The organism is Citrobacter sp. GW821-FHT02E08 (genome assembly GCF_059421685.1).
Genome location: NZ_JBWKVL010000003.1, coordinates 235,787 through 251,134, shown reverse-complemented (window position 1 = coordinate 251,134; position 15,348 = coordinate 235,787). Strand labels below are relative to the sequence as shown.

The following is a 15,348-nucleotide window of genomic DNA, read 5'->3' as shown; positions in this document are numbered from 1 at the left end:
CCCCTGCTATCCGCGAATCTCCTTATAAATGGCGGTCTGGATCTTCAGCCATTTCTTGTTGTCCGCGCTGGGTTCAGCGCGAGCGCGTAATGTCGCCTGCTCAGCCTCATGTTTTTGGCGCGCCACGACCGCAGGCACCGTGCAAAAACGTTGCAGATACAAGGCGTGTTCGGCGGTCAGCGACGCGCCGTTCGACATGGCGTGCCCCAGGGTATTGATAAACCGCCGACAGGGTTTAGGTTCATCCATCTGCGAGGGATACCGGAGCAACAGCTGCAACACGTCAGTATTTCCCAGTGAGAAAGCCTGCTCGGTCCAGGCTAACTGCCAGTTCATCCCGCCCTGTAAAAACAGGGTTGTGACATGGGTGTCATTCCTGTCGATAGCCGCCCGCATGTTAAATGCATCCCATGTGATCCCCTTCTGCGTGATGCTCTCCCGCGGCGAAGGGGCTTCCCGTTTCGGCTCATTCTGTACGATCTCAACGCCCGGCGCAGCTGGTGGCTCCTGCGAACTGAATAACCAAATTCCGCCCCCCAGTATCGCCAGTACCATGACGCCGACAGCGCCCCACAGGGTGCCGGAGATCAGCTGTTCCCGCTCTTCAGCTGTACGTTGCGGCCGTTTGCGCGGGGGTTCTATCGTTTCACCGATCTCTTGCAGCTCGCCACCCGCCTGGTGATTAATATGCCGCGCACGTTCCCAATACTGTTCCAGTGGCGCGTCATCGACAATCAACAACGAGGCGGGATTCACCCGCGTACGCCCGCGCTCAAACGCCCGCTGTACCGGGCGGGTAATATGCTGATACTGGCAGGACAGCAGCGTCAACTGCGCCGCCGTGAGCGGTTTACCGGCAATCACGTCATTACGCGCCTGTCGACAATCGTCGAGAAATTGCCGTAGCGTCGCACGGGGTTCAACAAACAGCGTCAGTACCGAGGTGTCGTTAAACACCCCGGCGTAGTGGCGGGCGAAGCTCTTTTTATCGACGACCATCAGCGCCAGTTCACTAAAACACATTCCACTGAGCGCTTCCTGGCCATCACCCTGTTTAATCCAGCGCCTGAGACGATCACCGCCAAAGTGCTGTTTTAAATACGCATTCAGTGACTGGCTGTCCGGCCAGACCTGCGCCACCAGCCCTTTTAAAACCAGCTCAATCGCGCGAAGCTGGCGCTCTGCACGCCGTTGTTGGCTTTCATCGCTGGCGTCTACGTCAGTGAGATATGTGAGCAGCGGCTGGCACTGGCGTAACTGTTCCAGCGCGGTGACGAAACGCAGCGCGGCAATGAGCTGATTCTCACTTACGGCCTGTCCGTTTTCATATTGCGGTACGCATTGCTGGAGATGGCGCAACCGGAGGGTAAACTGGCTGAGTTGTGCGTCATCCATATGCAGTCGCTTTGCGATGGCATTCCAGCCGCCGAGGTTCAAACGGGCCTGATCCAGTTGTTCGAGAAACCAGCGCGGATCTTTCCCTTCTGAGGCATGGACCCCTAACAACAGCAAAATTTCTACCGATGCGTGGCGGATAATACCCAGACAGTGCTCAAAGGTAGTGCTTGTCGTCTGTAAAACGCTGATCGTCATTATCATCCTTAATTTAAAAAACGCCCACCTGGGGTAACACCGTTCACTTAAGCTGATGAATGAGGGGAAACACCGGGATTTGGTTCCCGGAGGGACGCCAAACCCGGTGGTCGCCCCGGATATCTCGGTCTTAAACTAACGGTGTTACCTCCAGAGGGTTCGTAATATTCATTTTAATTATCTGTTTTTATAGATATAACAAGTTAAACATATATAACAGTGACCACGACGTGAACATTGAGAAAATTATTCGGAGGAACGTTCATGCCCGTATTGAAAACCTCTCGCCTGACCTGTCGCCCGATTGAGCCTGCCGACTGGCCCTTTTTTCTTTCGCTACAGCAACACCCTGACGTAATGCGCTATGTGGACGATGCGCGTAGCGAAGCAGACATTCGCGAGGCCTTCGACTCCCGATTACCCGAATGGCATCCTGGAAGCCCTCACTGGCTGTGTCTGATCCTTTGCGATAACGAAACGGGCAAACCGCTTGGCATCAATGGTTATATTCATCGGGGGAAAGATTGCGCCGAAGTCGGGTTCCTGCTGGCTCCCGAGTCTCAGGGACAAGGTTATGGGACAGAGTCTTTACGCGCCGTCTGCGACTATGCTTTTTCCGCCGGTGGTCTGCGGCGACTGACAGCTTGCGTCACCGCAGGTAATCAGGCTTCTCGCCAGTTGCTGGAGAAAACAGGATTTGTGCTGGAAGGGACGCTGCGCGAAAGCTACTGGCTACAGCAACGGTGGCAGGATGACTGGCTCTTTGGCCTGTTAAAGCATGAGTGGCGCTGATATTCGCTCGCCGATGCTACTCCGGCGGACAACCTCGCCCGCCGGATCGCATCCACCCCACGCTTACAGGAACATGCCGCCCGACACTTCAATCCGCTGCGCCGTCATCCACCCCAGTTCATCACTGAGCAATGCGACAATGGCATCACCAATATCCCCCGGCAAGCCTGCGCGTCCCAACGCGGTTTGCGACGCAACGTAGGCATTCAGTTCTTTGTTGTCTCGCAGTCTGCCGCCGCCAAAATCGGTTTCTATCGCGCCAGGCGCAATACTGTTCACCGTGATCCCACGCTCCCCTAACTCTTTGGCCTGATAGCGTGTCAGCACTTCCATCGCCCCTTTCATTGAGGCGTAGGCCGCGTACCCCGGCAGGGCAAAACGGGCCAGCCCCGTTGAGACATTCAGGATCCGTCCCCCATTTTTAATCAGCGGTAACAGGCGCTGGGTCAGGAAGAAAGGGCCTTTAAAATGGATGCTCAATAATTCATCAAACATGGCTTCCGGCGTGTCTGCAAACGGCGCATACAGGCCAATACCGGCATTGTTCACTAAACAATCAAACGTCTCGCGATTCCAGACACTTTTCAGTTGTGTTTTGACGTCACGGGTGAATGTCGCAAAACTGGCAATATCACTGACGTTCAGCTGTATTGCCACCGCTTTCCTCCCTTTTCGCTCAATTTCAGCGACAACATCCAGCGCCGCCTGCTGCTGGCTATTCCAGGTGAAAATAATATCCGTTCCCTTGTCTGCCAACTTCAACGCCGCGTTTTTACCCAGTCCACGGCTGCCGCCGGTCACTAATGCGATACGTTGTGTCATAAGAAACCTCATTTCAGCTGTTGTGAAGATTGAGAAAGAGCTTATTAGGTGATAGAAAAACAATAAATATAGCCAGATGCGCATCACTGTTTCACACAGAACAACAATAGGCGGTCGGGATGGATAAAATTCACGCAATGCAGTTGTTCATCCGCGTCGCGGAACTGGAGAGTTTTTCGCGCGCCGCCGAGACATCCGGCCTCCCTAAAGGTAGCGTATCTCGCCAGATTCAGGCGCTGGAGAACCTGCTTGGGACGCAGCTACTGCACCGGACTACGCGACGCGTTCAGCTCACGCAGGACGGTATGGTCTATTACGAGCGCGCCAAAGATCTGCTGAGCAATCTTGATGAGCTGGACGGGTTGTTTCAGCACGACCCCAAAAGCATCAGCGGTAAACTGCGAGTGGATATGCCGGTGGGCATTGCCAAAAACCTGGTCATGCCGCAGCTCCCTCAATTTTTGCATCAGTATCCGGGGATTGAACTGGAACTCAGCAGCAGCGACCGCCTGGTCGATTTAATTCGCGAGGGCTTTGATTGCGTTGTGCGCGTTGGCGCGCTGAAAGATTCTGGATTGATCGCTCGCCCACTGGGGAAGCTGTCGGTCATTAATTGCGCCAGCCCCCAGTATCTGGCGCGCTTTGGCTATCCGGAGAGTCTGGAAGATCTGGCCTCGCACGCAGTGGTGCACTACTCACTGAATCTGGGCACACGGCCGCAGGGTTTCGAAGTCGCAACAGTCAATGGGACGCAGTGGATTAAAACAGGCGGCATACTAACGGTTAACAGCACCGAGACCTATCATGCGGCTTGCCTGGCGGGTCTGGGCATCATTCAGGTGCCGCGCGTTGGAGTGCGTGATGCGCTTCGTGCAGGAACGCTCATTGAAGTGTTACCGCAATATCGTGCCGACGCCATGCCGGTTTCACTGCTGTATCCACACCGTCGCAACCTTTCCCGCCGGGTTCATCTGTTTATGGAGTGGTTAACCGGGGTGATGAAAGGTTATGTGGATTAGCGTCTGGCCGCACTTTTCGGGAAGCCGCCCTGAGAGGCTATACTAACCCGATAGCAGACAAAAAAAGGACTATCGACCTGATGATGCAGGAAAATGACGTAAAACGCCCGGATCAGGAACTGGAGCACGACCCGATTCAAACAACAGAGACTGACGCGCATGAAGCGTCAGAGAAAAGCGGCAAAGCCCACAAGACGCTGAAAACCGTCACCACGACAGCGCAAAAGATCCAACGCCAGCCCGTGATTGCCCATCTTATCCGTGCAGCAGAACGTTTTAATGACCGACTGGGAAACCAGTTCGGCGCGGCCATTACCTACTTCTCGTTTCTGTCGATGATCCCCATTCTGATGGTGTCATTCGCCGCCGCCGGTTTTATTCTCGCGTCGCACCCCACGCTGCTCCAGGATATCTTCGAAAAAATTCTGCAGAACGTCAGCGACCCCACCTTAGCCGCTACCCTGAAAAGCACCATCAATACCGCCGTTCAGCAGCGTACCACCGTCGGTCTGGTCGGTCTGGGGATCGCGCTCTATTCCGGCATCAACTGGATGGGGAATCTGCGGGAAGCGATTCGCGCCCAGTCGCGGGACGTGTGGGAACGCACGCCGCAGGATCAGGAAAAAATCTGGATAAAATACCTGCGTGACTTTATCTCCCTGATTGGCCTGTTGGTCGCGTTGATTGTCACCCTCTCCATCACCTCCATCGCCGGGTCCGCCCAGCAGATGATCATTTCGGCGCTGTATCTCGACAGTATCGAATGGCTGAAACCCGCCTGGCGGCTGATTGGTCTGGCCATTTCAATCTTTGCCAACTACCTGTTGTTCTTCTGGATTTTCTGGCGATTGCCGCGCCATCGCCCGCGCAAGAAAGCGCTGATTCGCGGAACATTTATTGCTGCCATCGGCTTTGAAGTCATCAAAATCATCATGACGTGGACCCTGCCCGCGCTGGTGAAATCCCCTTCCGGTGCCGCATTTGGCTCGGTGCTGGGTCTGATGGCGTTCTTCTATTTCTTCGCCCGCCTGACGCTCTTCTGCGCGGCCTGGATTGCCACCGCGCAATACAAAGACGACCCTCGGATGCCTGGCAAAACACACCGCTAAATCATTCATGGGGCTGATGAAAAACAAAAAATATCAGCCCCGCTCGCCATTTCAGAATATAAATCCAGTCCTTAACTTTTATTTAACCAAAAACCAGTTTTATTATCTAAGTTTAAAATTCTGTGAAGCATTTCATAGAAGCGAAATCGCTGGCCTAAAAATTATCCCCTTTTTGTCGCTTTTTTGAGCAAAACCCCATTTTGTTACATATTGAAATGTCTCTTTTGCTGTGCGTAATATGGCCATTCGTTCGCCAAAAAATAAGAAAATACTATGCAAGCAACCGCCACAACACTCGACAACGAACAGGAACACACGCCGGTCAATTCGCGTAATAAAGTCGTCATCGCATCACTCATCGGCACCGCCATTGAGTTTTTCGACTTTTACATTTACGCCACCGCCGCCGTGATCGTGTTCCCCCATATTTTCTTCCCACAGGGCGATCCTGCGGCCGCCACGCTACAGTCGCTTGCCACCTTCGCCATCGCCTTTGTGGCACGCCCGATTGGCTCCGCCGTATTCGGCCATTTTGGCGACCGCGTTGGACGCAAAGTGACGCTGGTAGCTTCACTGCTGACAATGGGGATCTCCACCGTCATCATTGGTCTGCTGCCCGGCTACGCGACGATCGGTATTTTCGCCCCGCTGTTGCTGGCGCTGGCGCGTTTTGGCCAGGGGCTGGGACTTGGCGGTGAATGGGGCGGCGCGGCGCTGCTGGCGACGGAAAACGCGCCGCCGCGCAAACGCGCGCTGTACGGCTCCTTCCCTCAGTTGGGCGCGCCTATCGGTTTCTTCTTTGCCAACGGTACGTTCCTGTTGCTCTCCTGGTTACTGACCGAGGAACAATTCATGAGCTGGGGCTGGCGTGTACCGTTTATCTTCTCTGCGGTGCTGGTGATTATTGGCCTGTATGTGCGCGTCTCTCTGCACGAAACGCCGGTATTCGCGAAAGTCGCCGCCGCCAAAAAACAGGTAAAAATTCCGCTGGGAACCCTGCTGACAAAACATGTGCGCGTCACGGTGCTTGGCACATTTATCATGCTGGCGACCTATACGCTGTTTTATATCATGACCGTCTATTCCATGACCTTCAGTACCGCTGCCGCCCCTGTGGGCCTCGGTATGTCGCGTAACGACGTATTGTGGATGCTGATGATGGCCGTCATTGGATTCGGCGTGATGGTGCCAGTTGCGGGCCTGCTGGCAGATGCCTTTGGCCGTCGTAAAAGCATGGTCATTATCACCACGATGATCATTCTGTTTGCGCTGTTCGCCTTTAAACCGCTGCTGGGCTCTGGTAATCCGGTGCTGGTCTTCGCCTTCCTGTTGCTGGGGCTGAGTCTGATGGGGCTGACTTTCGGTCCGATGGGCGCGCTGCTGCCGGAGTTGTTCCCAACCGAGGTACGCTACACCGGTGCGTCGTTCTCCTATAACGTCGCGTCGATTCTCGGAGCCTCTGTCGCCCCCTACATTGCCGCGTGGTTGCAGGCAAACTACGGGCTGGCGGCGGTGGGGATTTACCTGGCATCAATGGCGGGGCTGACGCTGATAGCACTCCTGTTAACGCATGAGACGCGCCACCAGTCGCTGTAATGTGAGTGCCGGATACGCGACATGTTGCCCCGGGACGCTATCGTCCAGGGGCAACATTATCTCTGAATTATGAGCCAGGTACGCACACAACGCTGGAGTTCGGGGTTAATGTTTGCGCGACCACCACGACAGGCTTACATGGCGAAGGTGCTGGCTTACCGGAAAACAGGTTAATTAACCCCATTAACAGGCACAGTGCAATAATGAGGGAATAGGGCAAATGAACAAAATCCTGAAAGGCGGCCTTTTTTAAGCGAACAAGACGGCTTACCGGCTTATAATATCGTTCATACTTATAAATAGGGTTATTCTTTGCATAGGACTTAAACCACCAATTATAAATCTGAAATGGTGCGGGGTTTTTAAATAAAATATCAGGGTCTTTTCGAAAATGCGCTTCAATAACTCTGATACGACTCGCGATAGCGTACTGGAATGTTTTCCATTTAGCTTCAAGATACCAAAAGCAACAGGCGATCAGTGCAATTGAAAAAAGTGTCAGAAAGGTGATGGGTTTATCGCCATTGGTTCCTAACGCAAACCCGGCAATAGATCCTGCACCTATCCAGCCTTTTATAAGCAAGGCTCTTCGGTCATAATCTTCATATTGATCCTGCAGCTTTAAGTATTCATCTTTAAGAAAACTGTCGTGTTGGTCTGTCATTGACGTATCTCCAGTCACAGATTTTCCCGGAGGTGTTCATAAGTAGCCTTATCATCTGCTTATGAACCTGAGGCCACAAACACACATTCCATTTTCAATACACTGATATTTAATAAAATAATTGTATCCCACGCTTAAGAAATTGCGTGCCTGGTTAATCTATAGAGTTAAAACAACGGCTGATACATAGTAAATTAGAATGAATTTGCTATTCCAAAAACCACTAAAACCCTATTGCATCTTCCGACAGATATGATCATCGCCTTACGAAGAAAGGTGAACGCATATTTTCTGGTACACCTAAACTTTTCTTATTATGCGTCTGACGATCAACCCTTTTGTTTTACACATTAATAATTCTTTCTCTGATAAATTATCATATGGTAGACAGCGATATTGCTAAGATATTAAAAATATCATTAACAGCATTTTGCGAAATAAATATCTAAACATTCACAGGTTCCTGTCGATATCCCAAAAAATTCCTGGAACGAAAACAGGCCTGGTTATATGACGGCCTGTTTAGCCCTTATCTACTTCTTCATCTGCGACAGAATCGTCCGGCACTGATTAGCATCGCCTTCGGAAGGCGAAATCAGCGCCAGCAGCGCGGCAGCGGGGGTCACTAAGGTTGCCAGCGCCGCGGCAACCGCACCTCGTGCTATCAATGCGCCAGCCTTCACGCCCGCCTGTGGATTCTTGAACGTCCCACGCACGTACAGCGGTGAACGCAGGGTAATGATACGAATCCCTTTACTCTCCGGATCAATGGTTAAATCAAGTTGTTCAGAGGCAAAACTGGCCGTTCCGGTGACGTTAATCACTGCATTTTCCGTATCAAAAGCAAAGAGTTGTGGGCGTGCTACGCCATTGGTAATGTCGAGATTCGCCGCCGCGCAATTCACTCGCACTTCGTCATCGCCAAATATTTGCCCAACAATAAAGTTACCTACGTTCAATCCAACAATTTCCATCAGATTCCGGCTGACCAGACCGTCGTTCATCAACAGTTTCAGATTGCCATTACTGTTGCCTAACAGCGCCGCGATGGAGTTCCCGCTGCCACGAATCTGGGCATCCCCGTTCATCTCGCCCAGAGTTTTTTGCATTAATTCCACGTCAGGCATCAGCGCCTTGAGCTTGAGACGACGCGCCTGGATTTCCGCCCGCCCCTGCATGGGTTTCTTGTCCCCTTCCAGATGAATGTTGGAGACGATGCTGCCGCCCGCCAGACCAAATTTCAGCGGCTGCAGGCGCAAATCGGCGTTCTTCAGGATGATGTGTGTGGAAAGATCGCGAATCGGCAGGCTGCTACCGTGCTCAATGCGTCGCCCCTTAAAACGCACATCGGCATCCATCACATCCCATTTATCGGTTTCAAAACGGTCATAAGGCAGGACTTTGCCCGCAGGCTGAAGGTCTTGCTCACCTTTGCGTTGTTCAGTTCGGCTCCCCTTGCCGGAGTCCACGCCAATCAACGGGCCGAGATCGGCCAGCCGAAGCTGGCGCGATTCCACATCGCCTTCCAGTTTTGGTCGCGGCTTGCCAGTGGTATAGGTCAGCGAGCCATGAATATCGCTGTCGCCAATCCGCCCGTTAAAGTTGCGATAATCAAAGACAGAGGATTTCTCCGCGTCGATTTTCGCCACCAGACGCCCGTCCGTTTCAAACGGCGGGGTGTCGGGCAGCAGTACGCCTGTCAGGTCGTATAATTCGCCCAGCGAATCACCGGAAAATTTGAGCTGAAGATCGACTCCGCCCATCCTGCCAGGATCGTTCACTACGCCCACCAACGCCACGCGGGTGTTGCCCGAACGAAAGTCGGCCTGCACCGGGAACGGCGTGCCTTCGCTGCGTAAGGCCAGCATACCGCCAATTTTGCCAGTTCCTGTAAGCGGCTCACCGTTGTAGCGTCCCCGCACCTTCAGGCCAAAAACATAATCCCCAACCCTGGCGGTGTTGTTGTTATCCTTCGCGCCCGTCACTTCGCTAAAGGGCAGTGGTTTACCCAGCGGATCGACCAGGATCTCGACGTCAGCCTTGCTCACCTGGTCGTTGATCGCGACACGGCCTTGATCAAACAGAATATTATCCAGCCGGAAAGACCAGCCCGACGGCGGTGCAGACGGATCGCTGCGATCGTCGCCCGCTACATTAAACGTCCAGTTATTGTTTTGTTCAGACAGGCGAATGAGGCGTGCATCCGGTTTCACCAGTTTGATCCACGGAAGCCAGACGGTTTTGGTCAATAACGCCAGAGGCGCCAGCGTGGCTTCAACGCGCGGCAGGTGCACCATGGTGACATCCGGGATATCCGGCGGATTACCGAGAATAATGTCTTCTGCGTGGACGTGCGGCCACGGAATCCAGCTACGCCAACCCGTTTCCTGCGGCTGGCGTTCCCACACCACCCCGAGGTCGCCCTGTATGGCGAAGGGTCGATTGAGTTCGGTAGAGACTTTCTGGTTGATGGTCGGTTTGAGGCGATTCCAGTCAAATGTCGCGATCAGAATGATGAGTACTGCGATCAACAACAAGAAAGTCCCTGATATTGCAGCCGTTATTTTGCCTGCTTTCGTCATAGGTTACGTCCTCGCTTCTTTCCTTGCCTGTCCTAAAGATAGTCCAGCAGGCGAAAAAGGAGGCAGGCAGTGTCCGGGAATACCGCGTCAGCCACGCGACATTACGGGAGACAGCCCAGTATTACAGCGTCAAAATCACCTCTTCGAGGGTGTCCAGCGCGACCGGGCGCGACAAGAAATAGCCCTGCGCGGCAAACGCTGGCGAGTTCTGCACATCACGCCACTCTTCCAGTGTTTCAACGCCTTCGACAATGACACCACGGCAATAACGGTTCATCAGTTGCAGCAGCAAAGTGAACAGATTTCGCCCCTCTGGGGTTTGCCGCAGCATAACAAACAGATCCCTGGCGACTTTTATGTAGTCGTAACGCACTTCACTGAGCGCGGAGAAGTTTGCCATTCCAGTCCCAAAGTCATCCAGCCAGAGCGGGCCAAACTCGCACATTGAGGCGAACGATGAATCTTTTGGCAGGCGAATGTGCTCTACCAGCTCGAAGCGCAGCCAGGGCATACGTTCAATCGTATGCAGGATATCGCTCTGTTGGCGCATGGCGATAAGCGTTGGGCCATCGACGTTCACCGAGGCCAGTAAGTCATGATGCCTGAAAAATCGTTCATTCTTTTCCAGAAGAGCGAGTTGCTCTTTGACAACATCGATACGGTGTCGCACCGTCACTTCGGCAAAATAGCGATCCGGGGCCAGACGTTGGGCGGGATTATCAGGATGTGTCACCACCGTCAGCAGTTCAACAGCCATCAATCGCCCGCTGGTCTGATAAATCGGTTGGTAGGTATAAGCCCGCTCGCACTGCAGCCAAAAGCGCCGCTCCTGCAAGCTTTCGATGCTTGCATCAGGAATGCTTAGCTGCTGGATAACCTGCTTTATCATCTCAGATGTCCTGTGTGTGAGAGTGTGACTGCCCGGACTCGTCAAAGGTTATCGGCGCTTAAGCGGAGAACTTTATGTTCAGTCCCTTGCAAAATAAAAAACAGATCGTCAAAAAATCATCACAGAATACGCGTTGGCTCAAAAAAATAATGGAACGTTGTTTTAATATGGTTGACCACTAAACACCCACAGCGCACACTACCGCTATTATTTTCAGAGCAGGTTCACGACTATGTCCAAAAAGATTGCCGTGATTGGCGAATGCATGATTGAGCTGTCACAGAAAGGCGCCGATGTTCAGCGCGGATTCGGTGGCGACACGTTGAATACATCCGTTTATATCGCCCGCCAGGTCGATTCTGCGGCATTATCCGTTCACTATGTCACAGCGCTGGGCACTGATAATTTCAGCCAGCAAATGCTGGATTCCTGGCAGGGTGAAAACGTCGACACCTCCCTGACGCAACGCATGGAGAACCGTCTGCCGGGTCTCTACTACATTGAGACCGACAGCACTGGCGAGCGCACGTTCTACTACTGGCGTAATGAAGCCGCCGCGAAATTCTGGCTGGAGAGCGAGCAGTCTGCCGCGATCTGCGAGGAGCTGGCGACATTCGATTACCTGTATCTGAGCGGCATCAGTCTTGCAATCCTGAGTCCAACCAGCCGCGAGAAGTTATTGACCCTGCTGCGCGAGTGTCGCGCCAACGGCGGAAAAGTCATTTTTGACAACAACTACCGTCCTCGCCTGTGGGCAAGTATTGAAGAGACGCAGCAGGTGTACCAGCAAATGCTGGAATGCACCGACATCGCCTTCCTGACGCTGGATGATGAAGACGCGCTGTGGGGTGTAAAACCGGTTGAGGACGTGTTTGCACGCACCCATGCGGCGGGCGTACAGGAAGTGGTGGTAAAACGCGGTGCGGACTCTTGCCTGGTCTCAATTCAAGGTGAAGAACTGATTGACGTCGCAGCGGTGAAACTGCCGAAAGAGAAGGTGATTGACACTACCGCTGCGGGCGACTCTTTCAGCGCAGGCTATCTGGCTGTGCGTTTGACTGGCGGCACTGCGGTTGATGCAGCAAAACGCGGACATCTGACCGCCAGCACCGTCATCCAGCATCGCGGGGCAATCATCCCACGCGACGCAATGCCTCAGTAATGCTCATTATCAGGCCTACAAGAGCGTAGGCCTGATAAGTGTAACGCCATCAGGCATCACACCATCGCCGGATGGCAGCGTTAACGCCTTATCCTGCCTACTGTGCCGCCGGGATATCGGTCACTTCAGGATGCGACTCATCCATTTCTACGCTGGTCGTGGCTGCCGCTGAGGCTACAGGTGCCATGATTTGATCCCATGTTGCCTGTAAATCCTTCATGTTGAACTCTGGCTCGCCTTTCGGTTGCAGCAGAATCAGTGCCATATCCTGCGATAACTGCTGACGAAGATCCTGATTCAGCATTTCAACAGTGAGGCTGTTGAGGAAGTCCTGGCGTAGTTTCTGATACTGCTCAGGGGCGATATCCACCACCTGATTTTGCAGCGAACGCATGCGTTGGCTAATCAGGATGTCAGTATCGGTACGCGCGTAGGTCGCAAACAGCTTCTGCAATTCCAGACTCTTTTGCGCCACCAGCGCGTTAAATTCCTCTTCCGGCAGGCCATCGTTGCGAACTTTCGCCAGCTCACGCGCCACCATCCCCAGATTCGCATTCAGCCTGTCGTTGGCTGACTCGATGTTGATCGCGCACTGGGCGCGCAGGAACAGTACCCGGCAGTCGAAGCCCAGACCAATTTTCGCGTTGTTCTTGCTCAACGTTTGCTGAACATGCCAGAACAGCGCTTCACGGGCTAAATCAGCACGCCAGTAGCGCAGCAATGCGGAAGATTCGCGGATAGGTTGCCACGGCGTGTCCCACATAATGGAAAGACGATCCTGGCGTACGGCATCCGTCATGATACTGACCGCTTCCGCACGTAACGGTGAAAGGGTCGGTACTGGCGCAGGTGTTTCACGCTTACCTTTTAATTCGCCAAAGGTTTTATTGATTTGCTCTGCAACCGAACGCGCATCAACGTTGCCGACAATAATCAGCGTCATCGCGTCCGGGGTGTACCATTTCTGGTAGAAATCTTCAATTTTCGCCGCATCGACCGGCTGTTTCAGCGGGTCTGCGGGGTCATGGCCTAACAATGCCGACCCTTTCAGACGATAGCGCCACCACCCTTCTTTGGTGTCCATCGGCCAGGTCGTGACCATATCTTCGCTGCTCAGCGCGTAATTCACCGTTTCCGGCGTGATCGTTAGGTTACCTGAGACAGTGGCCAGGTAAGAGAGTGCTTCTTTAAGCAGATCGTTACGGCTATTCGGCAAGCTGAGGTTATACAGCGTGGAATCGTAGGAAACGATAACTGGCGGCATCGGGCGTTTAGGATCAAACCCCTGCTGCCAAAGTGAACGTGCTTGCGCGGCCTCCAGGCCGCCGCTTTGCGTCAGCGCAATACGCGGGATAGCATGGCTGAAACCGCTCTGTTGTGTGCTCTCAGCGAGAGAACCGGTATTGACCAGCAGGCGAACCTCAATTCGGTCGCTGGGGCGCTGCGGAGTGGCTAACACTTGCCACTGTAAACCATTTGCCAGCGTCCCCTGTTGCCATGCTGGATCGGGCTGGAGCGCATCAGCCTGCACATAGCCGGCAGTGGCCATCACCAGCAAACCGCCTGCTAAAAGTCGAATTTTTGTGCCCTGCATGTGAACCCCTGATCAACAATCCTGGTAATAAAAAGACAATCCTGAAAAAGGCTTATCTGAATATGACGTTAAAAACACTTCGTGTTAGACCGCAAGAACATGGAAATGTCACGGATGAAGTGTAAAAAAACCGAAGCCGCCCGATAAGGCGATTCTGGTGCAGGGGTCAATTATGCGCAAACACCCGCAGTCCTGGAAGGGACTGCGGGCATTAGAGGCGAGATTAAGAGGATATTTCGTGCGATTTGCCTTCCGGCGCACGATTATTCAGCACATCGTCGAGTTTTTTGTGGTCCAGTTCTTTCACCCATTTGGCGACCACGACTGTCGCCACGCCGTTACCGACCAGGTTGGTCAACGCACGAGCTTCAGACATAAAGCGGTCAATACCGAGGATCAGCGCCAGACCCGCAACCGGTAAATGCCCGACGGCGGAGATGGTGGCAGCCAGAACGATAAAGCCACTTCCGGTAACCCCTGCGGCCCCTTTCGAGGAGAGCAGCAACACCACCAATAGCGTTATCTGATGGAAAATATCCATATGGCTGTTCGTCGCCTGCGCGATAAACACCGCCGCCATGGTCAGATAGATGGATGTGCCATCCAGGTTGAATGAATAGCCGGTTGGAATAACCAACCCGACGACCGACTTCCGACAGCCCAGTTTTTCCATCTTGTCGAGCATACGCGGCAACGCAGACTCGGAAGAAGAGGTCCCCAGTACAATCAGCAGCTCTTCACGGATGTAGCGAATAAATTTGAAAATGCTGAAGCCGGTTGCACGGGCGATCCCACCCAGTACAACCACCACGAACAGGATACAGGTGATATAGAAGCAGATGATCAACTGCCCTAACTGCACCAGCGACCCCACGCCGTATTTGCCGATGGTAAAGGCCATCGCGCCAAACGCACCGATAGGCGCCAGACGCATGATCATATTGATGATGCCGAAGATGACCTGCGAGAAGCTTTCAATCACGTTGAAAATCATCTGTCCTTTGCTGCCCAGGCGATGGAGAGCAAAACCGAACATCACGGCAAACAGCAAGACCTGCAGGATGTTACCGCTGGCAAATGCACCGATAACGCTACCTGGGATGATATCCATCAGGAAGCCCACGATCCCCTGGTCCTTCGCCTGCTCAGCGTAAATCGCGACAGCTTTGGCATCCAGAGTTGCCGGATCGACGTTCATCCCGGCGCCAGGTTGCACCACGTTAACAATGATGAGGCCGATGATCAGCGCGATAGTACTGACGACTTCAAAGTACAGCAGCGCAACCGCACCTGTGCGGCCAACGGCTTTCATACTTTCCATGCCTGCAATGCCGGTCACGACAGTACAGAAGATGACAGGAGCGATGACCATCTTAATGAGCTTAACGAACGCGTCGCCAAGCGGTTTCATTTGAGCGCCTAATTCAGGGTAGTAATGGCCAAGGAGTATACCAATGGCGATTGCTGTCAGGACCTGAAAGTAAAGGCTTTTGAACAGAGAGGTTTTCATAGGGTGTCCTTGAAGT

General features: G+C 53.3%; 12 protein-coding genes. 5 read left to right on the top strand and 7 right to left on the bottom strand.

Annotation, left to right across the window (positions count from 1 at the left end; genetic code table 11):
- Window positions 1-6: 6 nt before the first annotated feature.
- Window positions 7-1,593, bottom strand: coding sequence for an STY4199 family HEPN domain-containing protein (locus tag AC07UY_RS05535; protein WP_494700844.1), 1,587 nt, complete (start codon window positions 1,591-1,593; stop codon window positions 7-9).
- 264 nt (window positions 1,594-1,857) lie between these two features.
- On the opposite strand from AC07UY_RS05535, the gene AC07UY_RS05530 reads away from it, so the two are divergent.
- On the top strand, window positions 1,858-2,385 hold the full coding sequence (locus AC07UY_RS05530) for a GNAT family N-acetyltransferase (protein ID WP_494700845.1): 528 nt from the start codon (window positions 1,858-1,860) through the stop codon (window positions 2,383-2,385).
- A gap of 63 nt (window positions 2,386-2,448) precedes the next feature.
- Here AC07UY_RS05530 and AC07UY_RS05525 read toward each other — a convergent pair whose 3' ends face one another.
- Window positions 2,449-3,207, bottom strand: a complete 759-nt coding sequence (locus AC07UY_RS05525) for an SDR family NAD(P)-dependent oxidoreductase (RefSeq protein WP_494659676.1) — start codon at window positions 3,205-3,207, stop codon at window positions 2,449-2,451.
- A gap of 119 nt (window positions 3,208-3,326) precedes the next feature.
- On the opposite strand from AC07UY_RS05525, the gene AC07UY_RS05520 reads away from it, so the two are divergent.
- The 3 genes from AC07UY_RS05520 to AC07UY_RS05510 all read left to right on the top strand — a co-directional run bounded on the left by AC07UY_RS05520 (window position 3,327) and on the right by AC07UY_RS05510 (window position 6,931).
- Window positions 3,327-4,226 (top strand): LysR family transcriptional regulator, encoded by a 900-nt coding sequence (locus AC07UY_RS05520; protein WP_494700846.1) that lies wholly within the window; start codon window positions 3,327-3,329, stop codon window positions 4,224-4,226.
- 80 nt (window positions 4,227-4,306) lie between these two features.
- Window positions 4,307-5,335, top strand: a complete 1,029-nt coding sequence (yhjD, locus tag AC07UY_RS05515) for an inner membrane protein YhjD (RefSeq protein WP_494659674.1) — start codon at window positions 4,307-4,309, stop codon at window positions 5,333-5,335.
- A 273-nt stretch (window positions 5,336-5,608) separates the two neighbouring features.
- On the top strand, window positions 5,609-6,931 hold the full coding sequence (locus AC07UY_RS05510) for an MFS transporter (protein WP_494700847.1): 1,323 nt from the start codon (window positions 5,609-5,611) through the stop codon (window positions 6,929-6,931).
- A gap of 67 nt (window positions 6,932-6,998) precedes the next feature.
- On the opposite strand, the gene AC07UY_RS05505 is transcribed toward AC07UY_RS05510, so the two are convergent.
- The 3 genes from AC07UY_RS05505 to pdeH form a co-directional block, all read right to left on the bottom strand.
- A complete protein-coding gene (locus AC07UY_RS05505; RefSeq protein ID WP_203359652.1) occupies window positions 6,999-7,595 on the bottom strand; it encodes a hypothetical protein in 597 nt (198 codons plus the stop codon).
- 533 nt (window positions 7,596-8,128) lie between these two features.
- Window positions 8,129-10,177: an AsmA family protein gene (locus AC07UY_RS05500; protein WP_494700848.1), complete on the bottom strand. Its 2,049-nt coding sequence runs from the start codon at window positions 10,175-10,177 to the stop codon at window positions 8,129-8,131.
- 121 nt (window positions 10,178-10,298) lie between these two features.
- Window positions 10,299-11,066, bottom strand: a complete 768-nt coding sequence (gene pdeH, locus AC07UY_RS05495; protein ID WP_494700849.1) for a cyclic-guanylate-specific phosphodiesterase — start codon at window positions 11,064-11,066, stop codon at window positions 10,299-10,301.
- Between the two features lie 232 nt (window positions 11,067-11,298).
- Between pdeH and kdgK the strand changes: the two genes are divergently transcribed.
- Window positions 11,299-12,228 carry a 2-dehydro-3-deoxygluconokinase gene (gene kdgK / locus AC07UY_RS05490; protein ID WP_203359649.1) on the top strand — a complete coding sequence of 310 codons (930 nt, stop codon included), beginning with the start codon at window positions 11,299-11,301 and terminating at the stop codon, window positions 12,226-12,228.
- Between the two features lie 97 nt (window positions 12,229-12,325).
- On the opposite strand, the gene AC07UY_RS05485 is transcribed toward kdgK, so the two are convergent.
- Window positions 12,326-13,822 (bottom strand): M16 family metallopeptidase, encoded by a 1,497-nt coding sequence (locus AC07UY_RS05485; RefSeq protein ID WP_494659671.1) that lies wholly within the window; start codon window positions 13,820-13,822, stop codon window positions 12,326-12,328.
- A gap of 223 nt (window positions 13,823-14,045) precedes the next feature.
- Window positions 14,046-15,332, bottom strand: coding sequence for a dicarboxylate/amino acid:cation symporter (locus AC07UY_RS05480; protein ID WP_203359647.1), 1,287 nt, complete (start codon window positions 15,330-15,332; stop codon window positions 14,046-14,048).
- Window positions 15,333-15,348: the final 16 nt, after the last annotated feature.